Below are 17178 nucleotides of genomic sequence, written 5' to 3' on the forward strand. Positions count from 1 at the left end.
AGGTCCCTGGCGATCCAGTGCGAACGACGTCAGAGCGAGGCCACCGGGCCACCGTCGACCCCCGGATCCGTGCGCCGTGGCGCCGACCTGTACGAACCCGCAGCCGGGACGGCTCAGGAAGCCACGGCCACCCGGAACCGGTCCGGCAGGGCGATGAGCGCCGCCGCGAGCTCGAGCAGCACCACGGCGCAGTCGTCGAGCGCGTCACGCTCCGCTGCCCGCACGGCCTGGTCGACGAGGTCGAGTCGCCGCGCCCGGTCGACCACGGCGTCGATCCCGTTGGCCAGTGCGATGTCGTCGGTGAAGAACGTGTCGAGCACGGTGCGCTGCGACAGCATCCAGTCGGCGCTGACCGAGGCGCCGCGCCGCCGGAGGAACCACGCGGCGAGTTCGACGAAGGCCCCGGCTTCGGTCCAGCACTCGCGGAGCCAGGCCGGGTCGAAGCGGTCGTCGTGGCCCGTGCCGCTCACCGGCGGGTCGACGACCAGCGCCCGGGCGATGCGCAGGCGCTCGGTCATCTGCCCGACGGACCACTGCGTGATCACCACGCCGACGTACCGCTGCACGGTGACGAGCTGATGGGACTCGAGGGAGACGAGGGCTTCGCGCACCGGCGTGCGGGAGACCCGCATGTCCTCGGCGATGGTGTCGAGGCGCAGGCGCTGCCCGCGGCGGTACTCGCCGCGCAGCACGCTGTCGAGCAGGCGGAGGAAGACCGCGTCGCGCAACAGACTGCGCCGGAGGCCGTGGGGGTCGCGGTCGCCCCGGCCGACACGCATCGGTGACTGCTCCATCGCGCCAGCCTCACGCACGGCGGTCACCCTGGCCGACCGCACCGGCACCGTCGTGGATCGTCGTGGTGGGTGTCGCGCTGTGGAGGAGTGCCATGCCAGCACCGTGACACCACGACGACGGCCGCGCTAAACACTCTGAATACAGAATGTTGCATGGCCGCCGTTGCTGTTCAGCGCCGCTGCTGTTCCGCGTCCCCGGTCAGGACGGACAGGGGCTGGGTGACGTCCTCGAGCCCCTTCCGTGCGGCATCGACCCCGAAGACCAGGGCTATCACCCCACCGCCGATCATCACCGCGGACCCGAGCAGGTACCCCCAGAAGAGCGGTTCACGCGAGGACCCGTCCCCGATGAAGGCACCGTAGATCAGTGGTGCGACCGCACCGAAGACCTGCGCGAGCGCGAAGAAGTACGAGATGGCCTGCGACCGCAGCTCGAGAGGGAAGATCTCGCTGACCGTCAGGTACGCGCTCGAGGCACCGGCGGACGCGAAGAAGAACGACACGCACCAGAAGGCCACCTGCACCGTCGCGGAGATCGCGTCGGCGCGGAAGAGGAACGCCGAGGTCGCCAGGACGAGCCCCGACACCAGGTACGTCAGGAAGATCATCTGCCGACGGCCCCACGTGTCGAAGAACCGACCGAGGATGATCGGTCCGAGCAGGTTCCCGATCGCGAACGGGAAGAAGTAGATCGACGTCTGCGCGGTCTTGAGGCCGAAGAAGTTCGTCAGGACGAGCGCGTAGGTGAAGAAGATCGCGTTGTAGAGGAACGCCTGGGTGATCATCATCGACGCACCGACCAGGGTGCGCGTCGGGTACTGCTTGAGCAGCACGCGCGCGATGGTCAGGAACCCGACGCGGTCGGTCGGCGTGACGGTCATGGCCTTCGACTCGTCGACGTCCGGCAGCCGCTTGCCGGTGGACTTCTCGACCGCCTCCTCGATCTGGGTGACGGTCGCTTCGGCCTCTTCCTCGCGCCCGTGGGTCATGAGCCAGCGCGGACTCTCGGGGATGTGCCGCCGCAGGAAGATGATCGCGATGCCGAGCACCGGGCCGAGGAAGAAGCCGATGCGCCAGCCGATGCTCTCCGAGAAGTTGGCCGTGTCGAGCAGGTAGATGTTCGCGAAGGCGCCGAGCGCGGCGCCGCCCCAGTAGGTGCCGTTGATGGCGATGTCGACGTGGCCGCGGTACTTCGCGGGGATCAGTTCGTCGATCGCCGAGTTGATCGCCGCGTACTCGCCGCCGATGCCGAGGCCGGCGACGAACCGGAACGCGGCCAGGAACCAGAAGTCCTGGGCGAGACCGGCGATGCCCGAGCCGATCAGGTAGATCGCGAGCGTCAGGATGAAGAGCTTGCGCCGCCCGAGCCGGTCGGACATGCGTCCGAACACCAGCGCTCCGACCACCTGGCCGACCAGGTAGATCGTGCCGAGTGAGGTCACCTGTTGCGTCGACAGGTTCAGGTCGGCCTGGAAGCCGGCGTTGGAGACGATCTGGATCTCCAGCCCGTCCAGGATCCAGGAGACCCCGAGTCCGACGACGACACTCCAGTGGAACCTGGTCCACGGCAGTCTGTCCATCCTGGCGGGGACCAGGCTCTTGATCGCCCCGTTCGTGCTGCTCACGAGAGGGGAACCTACGCCGAGATCGGCGAGATGGTTCACATTCGGTACGACGGGGCCGGCTCGGAGCCGGATCCCCCTATCGAATCCGGCTCCGATGCCGGAGCCTCAATCATTGCGGTTGCTATGGAAACCCACAAGCGGACGGGAGGCGCGGTGCCAGCTGGCACCGCGCCTCCCGTCCGCAACGGCGTAACGTCCAGAACGTGACCCGACCCGACATCCGCACGGTCGGCGAGCTCCGCACTTCTGGCCACGTCCAGAAGACGGTCCGCGCCGAGATCCGCGACAACCTGCTCACCGCGCTGCGCGCGGGAGACGACCCCTGGCCCGGCCTGCACGGGTTCGAGACGACCGTGATCCCGCAGCTCGAACGTGCCCTGATCGCCGGACACGACGTCGTCCTGCTCGGTGAGCGCGGCCAGGGCAAGACCCGCCTGCTCCGCACCCTGCAGGGCCTGCTCGACGAGTGGACCCCGGTGATCACCGGCTCCGAGCTCGGCGAGCACCCCTACGAGCCCATCACCACCGCGAGCGCCCGCCGAGCCGACGACCTCGGCGACGCCCTGCCGATCTCGTGGCGGCATCGCGACGACCGCTACGTCGAGAAGCTCGCGACGCCGGACACGAGCGTCGCCGACCTGATCGGCGACGTCGACCCGATGAAGGTCGCCGAAGGGCGCAGCCTGGGCGACCCGGAGACCATCCACTTCGGACTCGTCCCCCGGGGCCACCGCGGCATCGTCGCGATCAACGAGCTGCCGGACCTGGCCGAACGCATCCAGGTCGCGATGCTCAACGTGATGGAGGAACGCGACGTCCAGATCCGCGGTTACGTGCTCCGACTCCCCCTCGACGTGCTCGTGGTGGCCAGCGCGAACCCGGAGGACTACACGAACCGCGGCCGGATCATCACCCCGCTGAAGGACCGCTTCGGCGCGGAGATCCGCACCCACTACCCGATCGAACTCGAGGACGAGATCGCGGTCATCCGGCAGGAGGCGCAGCTCACCGCCGAGGTGCCGGACGCGATCGTCGAGATCCTCGCCCGCTTCACCCGCGCCCTGCGCGGGTCGAGCGCGGTCGACCAGCGCAGCGGTGTCAGCGCCCGGTTCGCGATCGCCGGCGCCGAGACGGTCGCCGCGGCGGCCGTGCACCGTGCAGCACGCCAGGGCGAGCCGGAGGCCGTCGCGCGACCGATCGACCTCGAGACGGCGGTCGACGTGCTCGGCGGCAAGATCGAGTTCGAGAACGGCGAAGAGGACCGCGCGGACGAGGTCCTCGAGCACCTGCTGCGGACCGCCACGGCCGAGACGGTGCGTGCCCGGTTCCGCGGATTCGACTTCGGGGTGCTCGTCGAGGCGCTCGACGGCGGGACGATGGTGACGACGGGCGAACAGGTCGGGGCGCGGGCGTTCCTCGAGGGGCTGCCGTCGATCGGCGAGTCCGACCTGTACGACCAGGTCTGCGAACGCCTCGGTGCCACGAACGACGGCGAGCGCGCGGGTGCGATCGAACTCGCGCTCGAGGGGCTCTTCCTCGCCCGCCGCATCAGCAAGGAGTCCGGCGGGGGCGAAGCCGTCTATGGCTAGGCAGAACCGACGACTGACGCGGGACACCCGGTACGGCGCCGCAGCGCTGTACGGGAAGTACCACGACGGTCCGGATCCGCTCGCGCCGCCCGCCGACCTCGCCGAAGCGCTCGACGCCATCGGGCAGGACGTGATGACCGGCACCTCACCGGAGCGCGCGATGCGGGAGTTCCTGCGCCGTGGCGGCCGGACGCAGCGCGGACTCGACGACCTCGCGCGCAAGGTCGCGGAACGGCGCCGCGAACTCACCGCGAAGAACAACCTCGACGGCACCCTGCAGCAGGTCCGCGAACTGCTCGACCAGGCGCTCCGCGCCGAACGCGGCGAACTCGCCCGCAACGTCGAGCTCGACGACTGCGACCGCGCCCTGGCCGAGATGCAGCTCGACAGCCTGTCCCCGTCGCCGGCCGCCGCGGTGCAGGAGCTCGGCGGGTACGACTGGACGAGCCGCGAGGCCCGGCAGAAGTACGACGAGATCAAGGACCTGCTCGGCCGTGAGGTGCTCGACCAGCGCTTCGCGGGCATGAAGCAGGCGCTCGAGGGGGCCACGGACGAAGACCGTGCCGCGGTCAGCGCGATGATGCAGGACCTCAACCAGCTGCTCGAGGACCACCGCGCCGGCACCGACTCGCAGGAGCAGTTCGACGCGTTCATGGCGGAGCACGCGGAGTACTTCCCGTCGAACCCCGCGAACGTCGACGAGCTGCTCGACGACCTCGCGGCACGGGCCGCCGCCGCCCAGCGCATGCGGAACTCGATGACCGAGGAGCAGCGCGACGAACTCGACGCCCTCGCCCAGCAGGCCTTCGGCTCCCCCGACCTGATGGGGCAGCTGTCCCAGCTCGACGGCAACCTGCGGTCCCTCCGCCCCGGTGAGGACTGGGGCGGATCCGAGCGCATGGAGGGCGACCAGGGGCTCGGACTCGGCGACGGGACCGGGGTCTTCCAGGACATCGCCGACCTCGACGCCCTCGCCGACCAACTCGCCCAGTCCGGACCGGGCTCCGAGCTCGACGACCTGGACCTCGACGCCCTGACCCGGCAGCTCGGTGCCGAGGCCGCCGTGGACGCCAGGACCCTGCAGCAGCTCGAGAAGGCCCTGCGGAACTCCGGGGCGATGCGCCGCGGAGCGGACGGGCAGCTCCGGCTCACCCCGAAGGCCATGCGGCAGCTCGGCAAGAGCCTGCTCCGTGACGTCGCCGAGCGGATGTCCGGCCGACAGGGTGCCCGCGACATCCGGCAGTCCGGCGCGGCCGGCGAACCCTCGGGCGCGACCCGGCAGTGGGCGTACGGCGACACCGAGCCGTGGGACGTCACCCGGTCGATCACGAACGCGCTGACCCGGACCGCGGCCGACGGGCGGGTCGGCCCTGGCGTCCGCCTGACCATCGACGACGTCGAGGTGCAGGAGACCGAGTCCCGCACACAGGCCTGCGTGGCGCTGCTCGTCGACACGTCGTTCTCGATGGCGATGGAGGACCGCTGGGTGCCGATGAAGCGCACAGCCCTGGCGCTGCACACGCTCGTCTCGACGCGGTTCCGCGGCGACGACCTGCAGCTCATCGCGTTCGGACGCGAGGCCGAGGTCGTGGACATCGAGCAGCTCGTGGGTCTCGACGCGATGTGGGACAAGGGCACGAACCTGCACCACGCGCTGCTCCTCGCCAACCGGCACTTCCGGAAGCACCCGACCGCGCAACCCGTGCTGCTCATCGTCACCGACGGGGAACCGACGTCGCACCTCGAGCCGAACGGACAGGTGTGGTTCGACTACCCGCCGGACCCCGTGACGATCGCACTGACCGTTCGGGAGCTCGAGAACGCCGGTCGGCTCGGCGCCCAGACGACGTTCTTCCGCCTCGGCGACGACCCGGGGCTCGCACGGTTCATCGACGCGATGGCGAAGCGGGTGGACGGCTCGGTCGTCGCTCCGGAGAACGACGACCTCGGTGTCGCCGTCGTGGGGTCGTACCTGGGGTCGCGCCGCGGCGGGCAGTCGTTGTTCGACTAGCCGCCGAGTCGATCCCGACAGGGGCTGTTGCGCGGGGTTCCACGGTCGTATGCTGAGCGCCACCACAGTTGCCCCAGACCCCGGCCGCCGTGATCGTTCTTCCCGCGCTGACCTCGTCGGCGCGCCGGAAGCGGTCGGCCGAGTGCACCTGATCCGTTCTCGACCGGTCGACTCCCGCGGGGTCCCGGAGTGCAACGGCGCACTCCACCGGACGCCACGGGTCTCCGCGTCCACGGATCACGGACGCGGACCGGTCGGTGGGGTCCGGACCCGACGGGCCCCACCGTCCCGGACCGGGGCGTCCACGGCCGGCCGGGGTCGCCACGGCAGGCCGGGCCGGCGCGCCGGCTCACGACGGGTGCGTCAGAACAAGGGCCACGGCACCGCGGGGCCGTGCCCCGGCGGTGGCGGGAAGATGCCGACGGCCCGCAGCGCCGCACACCGCGCGCGCACCGTGTCGACCTCTTCCGGCGTCAGGTGTTCGGCGAGTTCGTCGCCCAGGGCACCGCGGAGCGCCTCCGACACCCGGTCGAGCCCCTCGAGTTCGTCCGGCCCGAGCGGCTCCCCGATCCAGCCCCACAGCACCGTGCGGAGCTTGTGCTCGACGTGGAAGGCCAGCCCGTGGTCGACACCGAACCGGTGTCCGTCGGGCATCGCCAGCACGTGGCCACCCTTGCGGTCGGCGTTGTTCACCACGACGTCGAAGACGGCCATGCGGCGCAACGCCTCAGAGTCCTCGTGCACGAGCGTCACCGGCTGGTCGTGCTCGTCGATCGCCTCGAGCACGGGCAGCCACGGCGAACCGTCCGCCTCGGCGGTCTCGGGGGTGACGAGGTCGACGGCGTCCTGGTCCGGGTCGATCGTCTGCCAGCGCTGCACCATGCCGGGGCCGAACGGTCCGTCACCGAGCCACGTCGGTGGCACGATGCCCCAGCCGAACGCCTCGGACACCAGGTGCGCGGCGACCTCGCGGCCGGCGAGCGTGCCGTCCGGGAAGTCCCAGAGCGGGCGCTCCCCCTCGATCGGCTTGTACACGACCGCCTCACCGTCCAGTTCGGCCAGGAACGTCGCGTTCGAGGCCTCGCGGATCCGCGCCGTGATGCTCAGTGAGCCGTCGCTCATGCGTCGCCGGGCGGACGGCCGGCGGCGACGATCTCGCGGGTGCGCTCGACGAACGCGCGAGCGGTGCCGACCGGGATCTTGACCTGGAAGAGCTCGTCGGGTTCGGGGATCTCGACGACCGCCTCGATCTCGAGGCCGTCCTCGCTCTCCTCGGACACGATCTCGACGTCGTCGTCGATCGGGTACGCCTCGATGACCACCTGCGCCGTCGACGGGTCGAAGCCCAGGCTCAGGGCACCGGCACGGAACTCGGGCTCCACCGGCTGGTCGAGCGGTTCCGGGTCGCGGAGCTCCACGGGGGCCGTGTCCGGCACGCTGAAGCGGTTCGCCTCGACCGTGGCGACCTCGTCCAGCAGCTCGTCGATCTTCTCGGCGAGCACGGCGGTCTGCTCCTTCTCGAGGGCGACGCTCGTGACGCGCTTGCCGGAGCGGGCCTGCAGGTAGAAGGCGCGCTCGCCCGGACGGCCGATGGTGCCGACGACGAGGCGGTCCGGCCAGTCGAAGCCGTGGACGATGGAGGGCATACCCGCATTGTAGGAGTGCGGGCCTGCGCCCGTTCAGGGTCTGGCAGGGCCTGCCTCGGACGGGGCCTCCGGATGTCCGGCTCCGCCGCCGACCGCTGCGTCCCCGCTGGGCGCCGGAGCGGTCGCGAGCCACGAGAGATCGCCGGACTCGGTGTTCGTCGCGACCACCTCGGGCCGGTGCTCGCCGTACCGCACGACCGACACCGACGCCGGCCCGACGCCGATGCGTTGGAACAGGTCGAGGTGCATGCCGAACGCGTCGGCCAGGACGGACTTGATGATGTCGCCGTGGCTCACCGCGACCCAGACCGCTCCGGGCCCGTGTTCCGCTTCGACCTCGGCGTCGATGCGCCGGACGGCCGACACCGCCCGGGACTGCATGGTCTGCATGGACTCGCCGCCGGGGAACACCACGGCGCTCGGGTTCGCCTGCACCGTCCGCCAGAGCGGCTCCTTCGCCAGGTCGGCGAGCTTCCGCCCCTGCCACTCGCCGTAGTCCGCCTCGGTGATCGCCCGCTCGATGGCCGACGCGGGGTCGCCCGACTGTCGCTCCAGGATCGCCCGGGCCGTCTGCCGGCACCGCTCGAGCGGACTCGACACGACGGCGACGACCGGCACGGCAGCGATGCGCTCCGCGGTGCGGTCGGCCTGCTTCCGGCCGACGGCGTCGAGTCGCACGCCGGCGGTGCGTCCGGCGAGCACGCCCGTGGCGTTCGCGGTGGTGCGTCCGTGTCGGACGAGGAGGACGGTCGCCATGTGCCCGATCCTAGGCGGCGATCACCGACGCCCCGGCCAGCCGACCGTCCACCACCGTGACGAGTTCGTCGAGGGTCCCGCGGTGCACCAGGTCGTGGGTGACCAGCATCGTCGCGGTGTCCCGCTCGCGCGTCAGTCGGGCGATGAGCTCCATGATCGCCGCGCCGCGCTCCTGGTCCAGCGCACTCGTCGGTTCGTCCACGAGCAGGACGTCGGGTTCGTGTACGAGTGCCCGGGCGATCGCGACGCGCTGCCGCTGCCCGCCGGACAGCTGCGCCGGCCGCTTGTCCAGGTGCTCGGACAGCCCCACCGCGTCCAGCAGGTCGTCGGCCCGGTCCCGGAGCCCTCCCGCGCGACGACCTCCGGCGGGGTGCCGGCCGCCGAGGTGCGCCATCACGAGCACCTGCTCCCGTGCGGTCAGCGACGGCAGCAGGTTCGACTGCTGGAACACGATCCCGATGTGCGCACGCCGCAGGGCGGTGGCTTCGTCCCGGGACAGCGCGGCCGCGTCGACGTCGCCGATGAGCACCCGACCGGAGTCCGGCCGGATGAGCGTCGCGGCGACGGCGAGCAGCGACGACTTGCCCGATCCGGAGGGGCCGGTGATGCCGGTCACGACGCCGGGCCGGGCGACGAGGGACACGTGGTCGACCGCGGTGATCCGCCGGTCGCCGTCGGGGAAGGTCAGGGTGACGTCGTCGAGGGTGATCATCGGTTGCTCCCGAGGGCGGTGAGGGGGTCGGCGGAGGTGACGGTGCGGAGCGCGACGGCGGCGCCGGCGAGTCCGAGGACGGCCATCGCGGCGGCCGGCACGACGGTGGTGACCGGGCTGAGCAGGAACGGCAGTGCACCGCCGGCGAGCGCGCCGAGTCCGACGACGGCCAGCATCCCGACGCCGATCCCCAGGACGAGCACGACGAGCGCCTGTCCGAGCGCATCGCGGACGAGTGATCCGGTGCTCGCGCCGAGGGCCTTGAGCACGGCGACGTCGCCGGCCCGCTGCATGGTCCAGACCGTGAAGAACGCCCCGACGACGAGCGCGGACACCCCGAAGAGCATGACGATCATCAGGCCGAGCGACCCGATCTCGGACCGGAAGGTCTCGAGGGCGGTCAGCGACCCGAGCGGCGACGCGGCGGACGTGCCGGTGGACGCTGCGACGGCGTCCCAGTCCGGGCTGCCGCTGACGGCCAGGACGGTCGGCGCGCCGTCGCCGCCGAGCCGCCGGTCGGCCGCGGCCCACGCCTCCGGGGTCATGGCGAGCACCGGTGTGTGGCTGTACCAGGCGTCGCCGCCGACGACGGCGACGCGGTAGTCCGTCCCGGTGACGGTGATGCGGTCGCCGACCTGCACGCCGAGGTCGGCCGCAGCACCGGACGACAGCCCGACCTGGTCGTCGCGACCGGGTGCGATATCGGTGACGGGGGTCGACCGTGCTCCCGTCGGCAGCCCGACCAGCGCGACGCCGACGGCCGCGCCCGACCCCGCAGCGCCCGACCCCGCAGCGCCGGACCCCGCGCCAGGTGCCGTCGCCCGGCCCTGGACGATGCCCACCGGCACCACGTCGTCGACCCCGCGGGCCGCCTGCCAGCCGTCCACGGCCCGCTGCCCGATGGTGGAGTCGCCGAACGACGGCTGCCCGGTGGACGGCTGCTGCAGGACCAGGCGGTCGCCGGGCAGGTCGAGCACCGCCGAGACGTTCTGCGACGCGAGCCCGCCGGTGAGCCCGGCGAGGAACCCGACGAGCAGGGTGATGAGCGCCACGACGGAGCCGATGAGGACGAACCGGCCACGGGCGAACCGGAGATCGCGCCAAGCGACGAACACGGGGTTCCCTTCCCGGGTCGCAGACCTTCCACGACCACGACTCCCAGCCTCGCCGCGGTGCTCCCACCCGGCATCGCCGGAGGGTTCGGTCCTCCGATCGAACTTTCGGTTGATCCCCACCGGCCGGTGCCTCCGTACGCTGGGGAGCACATGGCGCACAGCACCCTCACCCCGGTCTTCGTCGGTCTGCGGACCGGCCTGCACGTGCTGTCGGCCGCGCTGCTCGCCCTGGTCGTCGTGCGGGTGCTCGTGGACGGTGGCGCCGGCACGTGGGTGCGGTTGGCCCTGGCTGCGGTGTTCGCGGGCGTGTACCTGCTCGGGGCGGTCGTCGCGCGCGGCGACGGCCCCCGTCGGACGGTCGCCGGTGCGGTCTGGCTCATCGCCCTGACCCTCGTCTGGATCGCCCTGCTCGTCGGCGTCCCCGAGGCCGCCTACCTCGTCTTCCCGCTCTTCTTCCTGTACCTGCACGTCCTGCCGCGCATCGTCGGACCGGTGGCCGTCATCACTGCGACCCTGGTCGCCGTCGTCGCCCTCGGACTGCACGGCGGCTTCACCGTCGGTGGTGTGGTCGGTCCGCTGGTCGGAGCGGGCGTCGCACTGCTCATCGGACTGGGGTACCGGGCGCTCGCGCGCGAGGCGGTCGAACGCGAGGCCCTGGTCGCCGAGCTCCTCGCCACGCGCGACCGGTTGGCCGTCACCGAACGCGAGCAGGGCGTCCTCGCCGAGCGGGCCCGGTTGGCCCGTGAGATCCACGACACCGTCGCGCAGGGGTTGTCGAGCATCCAGATGCTGCTGCACGCGGCCGAACGCGCGGACGGGGAGCGTCCGGGGACGGAGCACATCCGGCTCGCCCGTGAGACCGCTGCCGAGGGCCTCGCCGACACCCGGCGGTTCATCCGCGAACTCGCACCACCGGCGCTCGAACGCGGACTCGGGGCAGCGCTGGAACGGTTGGCCGGCTCCCAGTGGTCGCGCGACGGCCTCGACGTCACGGTCGACGTCGCGGAGGCCTCGTTGCCGATGGACGTCCAGACCGCGCTGCTCCGCATCGCCCAGGGCGCCGTCGCCAACGTGGTGCAGCACGCCGCGGCCACCCACGTCCGACTGTCACTCACCGTGGACGGTCAGGAGGCCCGGCTCACCATCGCGGACGACGGCGTCGGTTTCGACCCGGTCGCCGTCCACGACCGGTCGGGCACGACGGACTCGTTCGGGTTGCGTGCCACCGAAGAGCGCGTCGAGCAGTTCGGCGGCCGGCTCGAGGTCGACTCGGCCCCTGGCCGCGGGACGACGCTCGTCGCGATCCTGGAGGTCCGGTGATCCGCATCCTCATCGCCGACGACCACCCGGTGGTCCGCGCCGGGCTCCGAGCACTCCTCGACGGCACGGACGGCATCGTCGTCGCGGGTGAGGCGTCCACCCCGGACGAAGCCGTGGACCTCGCCGCCCGGCTCTCGCCGGAACTCGTGCTCATGGACCTGCAGTTCGGGCAGGACCTCACCGGGGCGGACGCGACGCGACGGATCCGCGCGCTCGACGCCGCGCCGTACGTGCTCGTGCTGACGAACTACGACTCCGACGGGGACATCCTCGGTGCGGTCGAGGCCGGCGCGAGCGGGTACCTGCTCAAGGACGCGCCCCCGCACGAACTCGTCGCGGCCGTCCGCGCCGCCGCGTCCGGACAGAGCGCCCTCGCGCCGACGATCGCGGGTCGGCTCATGGCGCGGATGCGCGCCCCGTCGGTGAGCCTGTCGGCGCGGGAGCTCGAGGTGCTGCGCCTCGTCGCCGAGGGGGCGTCGAACGGCGCCGTCGCCGCGCGCCTGCACATCAGCGACGCCACCGTGAAGTCGCACCTGGTGCACGTGTTCTCGAAGCTCGGGGTGTCCTCGCGCACGGCCGCGGTCTCCGAGGCCCGCGCCCTCGGCATGCTCCGCTGACGACCGCACCCTTGACGGGCCGTCGGCGGACCGATCAGATGGTCACATGACCCGGCACCCTCGAGGGGCCCTGTTCGCCACGTCGACGATGACCGGCTTCGGCATCGCCACGTGGGTGACCAGGACGCCCGCCATCCGCGACGAACTCGGGGCGTCGATCGAGGCGATGGGGCTCGTGCTCCTCGGTCTGTCGATCGGGTCGATGATCGGGATCCTCGGTGCCGGTGCGCTCGTCCGACGGCTCGGGACACGACCGTTGATCCTGCTCGGTGGCGCACTGCCCGTGGTCGGGATGGTCTTGGTCGCCCTGCTCGCTCCGGCACAGGTGCCGGCGGGTGTCTGGGCGGGGCTCTTCCTGATCGGGTTCGGGTCCGGGGTCGCCGAGATCGGGCTGAACGTCGAGGCCGCCGCGGTCGAACGGCGCATCGGCCGCCCGGTGGTGCCGGTGCTGCACGCCTGCTTCAGCCTGGGGACCGTCGTCGGCGGGGTCGTCGGCATCGCGATGACGGCTGCCCGGACACCGGTGCTCGTGCACCTGCTCGTGGGGGCTGCGGTGATGGCGGCACTCGCGGCGTTCGCTGCCCTCAACCTGCAGCCGCTGCCGCGTGCGACGGTGCAGACGGACGGAGCCGACGCCGAGGACGCGACAGGCGCGTCCCGCGTCACCACGGCCACCCGCCGCTCCGTCATCACCGTGCAGCTCGCGCTCATCGCGGTGATCACGCTCGCGATGGCCTTCGCCGAGGGTGCCGCCAGCGACTGGCTCCCGCTCCTGATGACGACCGACCACGACGCCCCGGAAGCGGTCGGCTCGCTGGTCTTCACCGGGTTCGCACTCGCCATGCTCATCGGCCGGTCGGCCGGTACCCCGCTCGTCACGCGGCTCGGGCGGGGCCCGGTCGTCCGGCTCTGCGCCGCGGTCGGCGGGATCGGGGTCCTGCTCGTGGTCGTCTCGCCGAGTCCGGTCGTCACGGCGATCGCCGCCGCCGTCTGGGGGCTCGGCATCGCGCTCGGGTTCCCGCTCGCGATCTCGGCAGCGGGTGATCACCCGACCGACGGGGACCGCCGGGTGTCGGTCGTGGCCACCGCCGGGTACATCGCGTTCCTGGTCGGACCGCCCCTGCTCGGCTTCGTCGGCGAGCACCTCGGGCTGCAGGCGGCGATGCTGGTGCCCCTCGTGCTGCTCGTCGCCGCCTTCGTCGTCGCGCCCGCCGCACGGGACTCCCACGACGTCGACGTCCGGCGGACCGTCTCCACCTGATCCGCGACGCCGGGCGCGGGTCCGGGCGCGCCGCCCCGCGGATCAGTACGGTCGATCCCATGCCGTTCTTCCGCGACAGCCCCCAGCCGACCACCCCCTCGAAGATCCAGGCGGCGTGGTCCGACTCGACGGGCCGCCTGGCGACGCGGTGCCTGCAGGTGATCATCGTCGTCGTGGTCATCGCCGGCGTCGTCTACGCCGGCAGCGTGCTGAGCGTCGTCACCATCCCGGTGCTCCTCGCGCTCATCATCGCCTCGGCCATGCACCCGATCGTGTCCTGGTTGCGCAAGCACAAGGTGCCGTCGGTCCTCGCGACCCTCGCGGTGCTCATCGGCGTCCTCGCGGTGCTCGGGCTCATCGGGTGGCTCATCGTCGTCGCCGTCGAGAACCAGTGGTCGCAGTTGCAGAAGTCGGCCGTCGACGGGTTCCAGCAGTTGCAGGACTTCGCGAAGAACCTGCCGATCTCGATCTCGGACAAGCAGGTCGACGACGCCGTGGCGTCCGTCACCGACTTCATCACGAGTGCGCAGTTCGGCTCGGGTGCCCTGGCCGGCGCCTCGGCCACCGCGAACTTCCTGACCGGCCTCGTGCTGATGATCGTGGTGCTGTTCTTCTTCCTGAAGGACGGCCCGAGCATCTGGGAGTTCCTGCTCCGCCCGTTCACCGGTGAGCGCTACGACCGTGCACGCCGGGTGGGCGACCGCGTGGTCTCGACCCTCGGCGGGTACGTCCGAGGCACCGCCACGGTCGCCGCCGTCGACGCCATCGGCATCGGTGTCGGCATCGCGATCGTCGGCGTCCCGCTGGCACTCCCCCTGGCCGTCGTCGTGTTCATCACGGCCTTCATCCCGATCGTCGGTGCGACGGCAGCCGGCATCCTCGCCGCCCTGGTCGCGCTCGTCGCACTCGGTCCCGTCCAGGCGCTCATCGTCGTCGGGATCGTGATCCTCGTGAACCAGCTCGAGGGCAACCTGCTCCAGCCGGTGCTGATGGGACGCACCCTCAAGCTGCACGGCCTGGTCATCCTGATCGGCCTGACCGCGGGCACCGTCCTGGCGGGCATCACCGGTGCCATCATCTCGGTGCCGCTGCTGGCCGCCGCGTGGGGCGCGATCCTGGTCTGGGACGGCCCGAACACCCCCGCGCGTCCGTGGCGCAAGAAGCGCAACGAGGACGTCACGGCCCACGAACTCCCCGCCGACTGACACCATGGACCCGTGCTCGTCTCCATCGTCTACATGAGTCGCGCCGTCGTCCCCTTCGACGACGGCGACCTCGCGACGCTGCTGGACGGCTCACGGCTCCGCAACGAGGCGCTCGGCGTCTCCGGGCTGCTCGTCGTGAAGGGCGGCCGCTTCATGCAGTTGCTCGAGGGCCCTGCGTGGAGCGTCGACGACCGGTTCGCCGCCATCAGCCGTGATCCGCGGCACGGCGAGGTGAAGTCGCTCATCCGCGAGGACATCGAGCGACGACGATTCGACGGCTGGTCGATGGCCTACCGCTCGCTCGACGACGCGGAGGTCCACGCGGAGCCGGGCTTCAGTCCGTTCCTGTCCGGCGAGACGGACTTCCCGCGGTCGTTCGACCGCACGAGCGCGGCGTGGCTGCTCAAGTGGTTCCGCGACCGCGAACTCCACGACCGCTGAACGCCTCGTCGACGACGCCGAGCAGCCGGTCGCGGTGCGCCGGGTCAGCCGTGGCCGTCAGGACCACCCGCCACATCGTCGCGACCGCGGGGAACAGATCGGCCCGCCCGGTGCGGACGTCGGACACCAGTTGCACGCCCGTGAAGTACGGCACGACGGTGGCGCCGAGCTGTTCCGCGGTCAGGTCGGTGCGGAGCTCGCCGCTCGCGATCGCCAGCCGGAACACGTCGACGATCCCGCCGATCCACTGCTCGTAGAAGCTGACCGTGGCCGCGTGGAACTCGCCGCGCTCCAGTGACAACCGGATGCCCGCCCGCACGATCGGGTCGGTCCGCAGCAGGTCCGCGATGGCTCGCGAGGCGCCGACCAGGGCAGCTGCTGGTGACTGCTCGGTGTGGCTCACGACGTCGAAGGTCCGGACGTTCTGCTCGTCGATCACACCGAGCGCGAGGGCCAGCTTGGTCGGGAAGTGGAAGTGCAGCGCCCCCTGCGAGACGCCCGCCCCGCGGGCGATGGCCGCGATCGTCGCGGCGGCGAAGCCGACGCGGTCGAACTCCTCCGCAGCGGCCACCAGGATCTGCTCACGTCGTTCCACGTGACCAGTCTGACGGTCTGGAGGCGCGGGGCGGGCGTGCCCCGTGCCTCCAGACCGAGGGGTGGTCGCGTCAGACCGCGTCAGGCGACCCGCGCGCTCAGGTGAGCGCCAGCAGGTTGTTGACCTGCTCGTTGATGCCGGTCAACGTCGAGATCGGCTTGCCGTTCGCGTAGACGTTGTCGAAGGCCGGCTGCAGGAGCGCCTGCACGTCCGCCGGGTTGCGGGTGACGGGGAACAGGAACGTGGTCTTCTCCTCGACCTGCCGGGTGAACGCCGACACGTCCAGCCCGCGCTTCCGGAACGACGCGACCGCCGCCTCGGTACCGGCGGGACGGGCCGGGAACACGACGCCTGCGCGGCCGACGATCTCCTGGGCGGTGTCGCTGCCGAGGAACGCGACCCACTTCGCCGCCGCCTCCGGGTCCTTCGCCTGCTTCGTGATCGAGTCGCCGAGCCCGTTGAACATCGACGCCCGCTTGCCCGTCGGCCCGATCGGCGTCGGGGCGACGGCGATGTCGAGGTCCTTCATGTTCAGGTACGTGCCGATCATCCACGAACCGTTGAACGACAGCGCGCACTTGCCCGCGCCGAGCTGCACGTCGGGACCGGTCGTCGTCGAGAAGACGCCGTACTTCGCCATGTAGCCCTTGTCGGCCAGGCGGTAGTACCAGGCGAGGGTGTCCTGCACGGTCTTCTCGTCGTAGCGGAACTTGTCGCCCCACGGGTTCTCGTTCGTGTAGAACCAGTCGGTCGACCCGGTGAAGGGCGACCACTGCGTCTGGCCGAAGCCGTCGCCGCCGGACCCGTTCGACGAGATGCCGTAGACCTCGACGTTCTCCTTGTCGAAGCCGGGCTCGTCACCCCGCCGACCCTTGGAGTCGATGGTCAGGTGCGCGAGCATCCGTTCGAACGAGCCGCCGTCGTCGGGGTTCCACTCGAGCGTGGCGAGCTCGTCGTCGGAGACGCCGGCCTTCTGCATCGCCTTCCGGTCGTAGAACATCCCGATGGTGTCCCAGTCCTTCGGCGAGCCGTAGCGGTGGCCGTCCTGGCCCTTCCACAGCTCGGCGAGGCCGGACTGGTAGTCGTCGTCGCTGATGGACTTCGTCGCGTCGAGCTCGTCGAGCTTGTAGAGCACGTCGAGGTCGGAGAACTGCGGGAACTTCGTCAGGTGGTCGGTGAAGACGTCCGGCGCGGTGCCGGCGATGAACCCGGCCGTCAGCTTGGTCCAGTAGTCGGCCCACCCGAGCTGGGTGATCTGCACCGTGATGTCGGGGTTCTCGCGGTGGAAGGCCTTCGCGACCTGCTGGTAGGCGGGCAGCTGGTTGGAGTCCCAGAGCCAGTAGCTCACGGTGCGGGCGCCGCTCTTCGAGGCGGTCCCCCGGCTCGGGGACGAGCAGGCGGCGAGCGCACCGAGGGCGAGGGCTGAAGCGCCGCCCGCGAACAGTGCGCGGCGGGAGAGGTTGTTCGTCATGGTGTGGTCCTGTCCGAGCC

16 protein-coding genes are annotated in these 17178 nt (G+C 71.4%); 7 read left to right on the plus strand and 9 right to left on the minus strand.

The window, feature by feature from the left end; translation table 11 throughout:
- Positions 1-113 precede the first annotated feature (113 nt).
- Positions 114-794, minus strand: coding sequence for a GntR family transcriptional regulator (locus tag GVL05_RS11015; protein WP_123938362.1), 681 nt, complete (start codon positions 792-794; stop codon positions 114-116).
- A gap of 170 nt (positions 795-964) precedes the next feature.
- Entirely contained in the window at positions 965-2419 is a 1455-nt protein-coding gene (locus tag GVL05_RS11020) for an MFS transporter (protein WP_327785639.1), read from the minus strand.
- A gap of 203 nt (positions 2420-2622) precedes the next feature.
- Between GVL05_RS11020 and GVL05_RS11025 the strand changes: the two genes are divergently transcribed.
- Positions 2623-4008, plus strand: a complete 1386-nt coding sequence (locus GVL05_RS11025; RefSeq protein ID WP_123673932.1) for an AAA family ATPase — start codon at positions 2623-2625, stop codon at positions 4006-4008.
- A complete protein-coding gene (locus tag GVL05_RS11030; RefSeq protein WP_123673934.1) occupies positions 4001-6019 on the plus strand; it encodes a VWA domain-containing protein in 2019 nt (672 codons plus the stop codon). Before GVL05_RS11025 ends, GVL05_RS11030 begins: the two co-directional genes overlap by 8 nt.
- 363 nt (positions 6020-6382) lie before the next feature.
- Here GVL05_RS11030 and GVL05_RS11035 read toward each other — a convergent pair whose 3' ends face one another.
- The 5 genes from GVL05_RS11035 to GVL05_RS11055 are packed head-to-tail and all read right to left on the minus strand — an operon-like array spanning position 6383 to position 10248.
- Positions 6383-7141, minus strand: coding sequence for an SCO1664 family protein (locus tag GVL05_RS11035; RefSeq protein ID WP_159573177.1), 759 nt, complete (start codon positions 7139-7141; stop codon positions 6383-6385).
- Positions 7138-7665 (minus strand): DUF3090 domain-containing protein, encoded by a 528-nt coding sequence (locus GVL05_RS11040; protein WP_123291859.1) that lies wholly within the window; start codon positions 7663-7665, stop codon positions 7138-7140. Before GVL05_RS11040 ends, GVL05_RS11035 begins: the two co-directional genes overlap by 4 nt.
- A gap of 33 nt (positions 7666-7698) precedes the next feature.
- Positions 7699-8421 (minus strand): MSMEG_4193 family putative phosphomutase, encoded by a 723-nt coding sequence (locus GVL05_RS11045; protein WP_123338602.1) that lies wholly within the window; start codon positions 8419-8421, stop codon positions 7699-7701.
- 10 nt (positions 8422-8431) lie between these two features.
- Entirely contained in the window at positions 8432-9133 is a 702-nt protein-coding gene (locus tag GVL05_RS11050) for an ABC transporter ATP-binding protein (RefSeq protein WP_132099876.1), read from the minus strand.
- Positions 9130-10248: an ABC transporter permease gene (locus GVL05_RS11055; protein ID WP_123938364.1), complete on the minus strand. Its 1119-nt coding sequence runs from the start codon at positions 10246-10248 to the stop codon at positions 9130-9132. Before GVL05_RS11055 ends, GVL05_RS11050 begins: the two co-directional genes overlap by 4 nt.
- Positions 10249-10398: 150 nt before the next feature.
- Between GVL05_RS11055 and GVL05_RS11060 the strand changes: the two genes are divergently transcribed.
- The 5 genes from GVL05_RS11060 to GVL05_RS11080 are packed head-to-tail and all read left to right on the plus strand — an operon-like array spanning position 10399 to position 15092.
- The gene (locus GVL05_RS11060; RefSeq protein ID WP_123938365.1) at positions 10399-11568 is read left to right on the plus strand and encodes a sensor histidine kinase; all 1170 of its coding nucleotides are present in this window, start codon (positions 10399-10401) and stop codon (positions 11566-11568) included.
- Positions 11565-12185, plus strand: coding sequence for a response regulator transcription factor (locus GVL05_RS11065; protein WP_123291854.1), 621 nt, complete (start codon positions 11565-11567; stop codon positions 12183-12185). Before GVL05_RS11060 ends, GVL05_RS11065 begins: the two co-directional genes overlap by 4 nt.
- 46 nt (positions 12186-12231) lie before the next feature.
- Positions 12232-13446 (plus strand): MFS transporter, encoded by a 1215-nt coding sequence (locus tag GVL05_RS11070; protein ID WP_159573178.1) that lies wholly within the window; start codon positions 12232-12234, stop codon positions 13444-13446.
- A gap of 59 nt (positions 13447-13505) precedes the next feature.
- On the plus strand, positions 13506-14651 hold the full coding sequence (locus GVL05_RS11075; protein ID WP_123291852.1) for an AI-2E family transporter: 1146 nt from the start codon (positions 13506-13508) through the stop codon (positions 14649-14651).
- 12 nt (positions 14652-14663) lie between these two features.
- Positions 14664-15092, plus strand: a complete 429-nt coding sequence (locus tag GVL05_RS11080; RefSeq protein ID WP_159573179.1) for a BLUF domain-containing protein — start codon at positions 14664-14666, stop codon at positions 15090-15092.
- Here GVL05_RS11080 and GVL05_RS11085 read toward each other — a convergent pair.
- Together GVL05_RS11085 and GVL05_RS11090 are read right to left on the minus strand one after the other, a co-directional pair.
- Positions 15055-15687, minus strand: a complete 633-nt coding sequence (locus GVL05_RS11085) for a ScbR family autoregulator-binding transcription factor (protein WP_134194579.1) — start codon at positions 15685-15687, stop codon at positions 15055-15057. The two genes, GVL05_RS11080 and GVL05_RS11085, sit on opposite strands and share 38 nt — an antisense overlap.
- A 97-nt stretch (positions 15688-15784) precedes the next feature.
- Positions 15785-17158, minus strand: a complete 1374-nt coding sequence (locus tag GVL05_RS11090; RefSeq protein WP_123938368.1) for a sugar ABC transporter substrate-binding protein — start codon at positions 17156-17158, stop codon at positions 15785-15787.
- Positions 17159-17178: the final 20 nt, after the last annotated feature.

The organism is Curtobacterium sp. 18060 (assembly GCF_902706105.1).
GTDB lineage: Bacteria > Actinomycetota > Actinomycetes > Actinomycetales > Microbacteriaceae > Curtobacterium.

Bases quoted from the DNA above. Each gene is read 5' to 3' on its own strand.
- GVL05_RS11060 (WP_123938365.1), top strand. From the start codon at position 10,399: ATGGCGCACAGCACCCTCACCCCGGTCTTCGTCGGTCTGCGGACCGGC.
- GVL05_RS11090 (WP_123938368.1), bottom strand. From the start codon at position 17,158: ATGACGAACAACCTCTCCCGCCGCGCACTGTTCGCGGGCGGCGCTTCA.
- GVL05_RS11045 (WP_123338602.1), bottom strand. From the start codon at position 8,421: ATGGCGACCGTCCTCCTCGTCCGACACGGACGCACCACCGCGAACGCC.
- GVL05_RS11070 (WP_159573178.1), top strand. From the start codon at position 12,232: ATGACCCGGCACCCTCGAGGGGCCCTGTTCGCCACGTCGACGATGACC.
- GVL05_RS11030 (WP_123673934.1), top strand. From the start codon at position 4,001: ATGGCTAGGCAGAACCGACGACTGACGCGGGACACCCGGTACGGCGCC.
- GVL05_RS11035 (WP_159573177.1), bottom strand. From the start codon at position 7,141: ATGAGCGACGGCTCACTGAGCATCACGGCGCGGATCCGCGAGGCCTCG.
- GVL05_RS11040 (WP_123291859.1), bottom strand. From the start codon at position 7,665: ATGCCCTCCATCGTCCACGGCTTCGACTGGCCGGACCGCCTCGTCGTC.
- GVL05_RS11050 (WP_132099876.1), bottom strand. From the start codon at position 9,133: ATGATCACCCTCGACGACGTCACCCTGACCTTCCCCGACGGCGACCGG.
- GVL05_RS11015 (WP_123938362.1), bottom strand. From the start codon at position 794: ATGGAGCAGTCACCGATGCGTGTCGGCCGGGGCGACCGCGACCCCCAC.
- GVL05_RS11075 (WP_123291852.1), top strand. From the start codon at position 13,506: ATGCCGTTCTTCCGCGACAGCCCCCAGCCGACCACCCCCTCGAAGATC.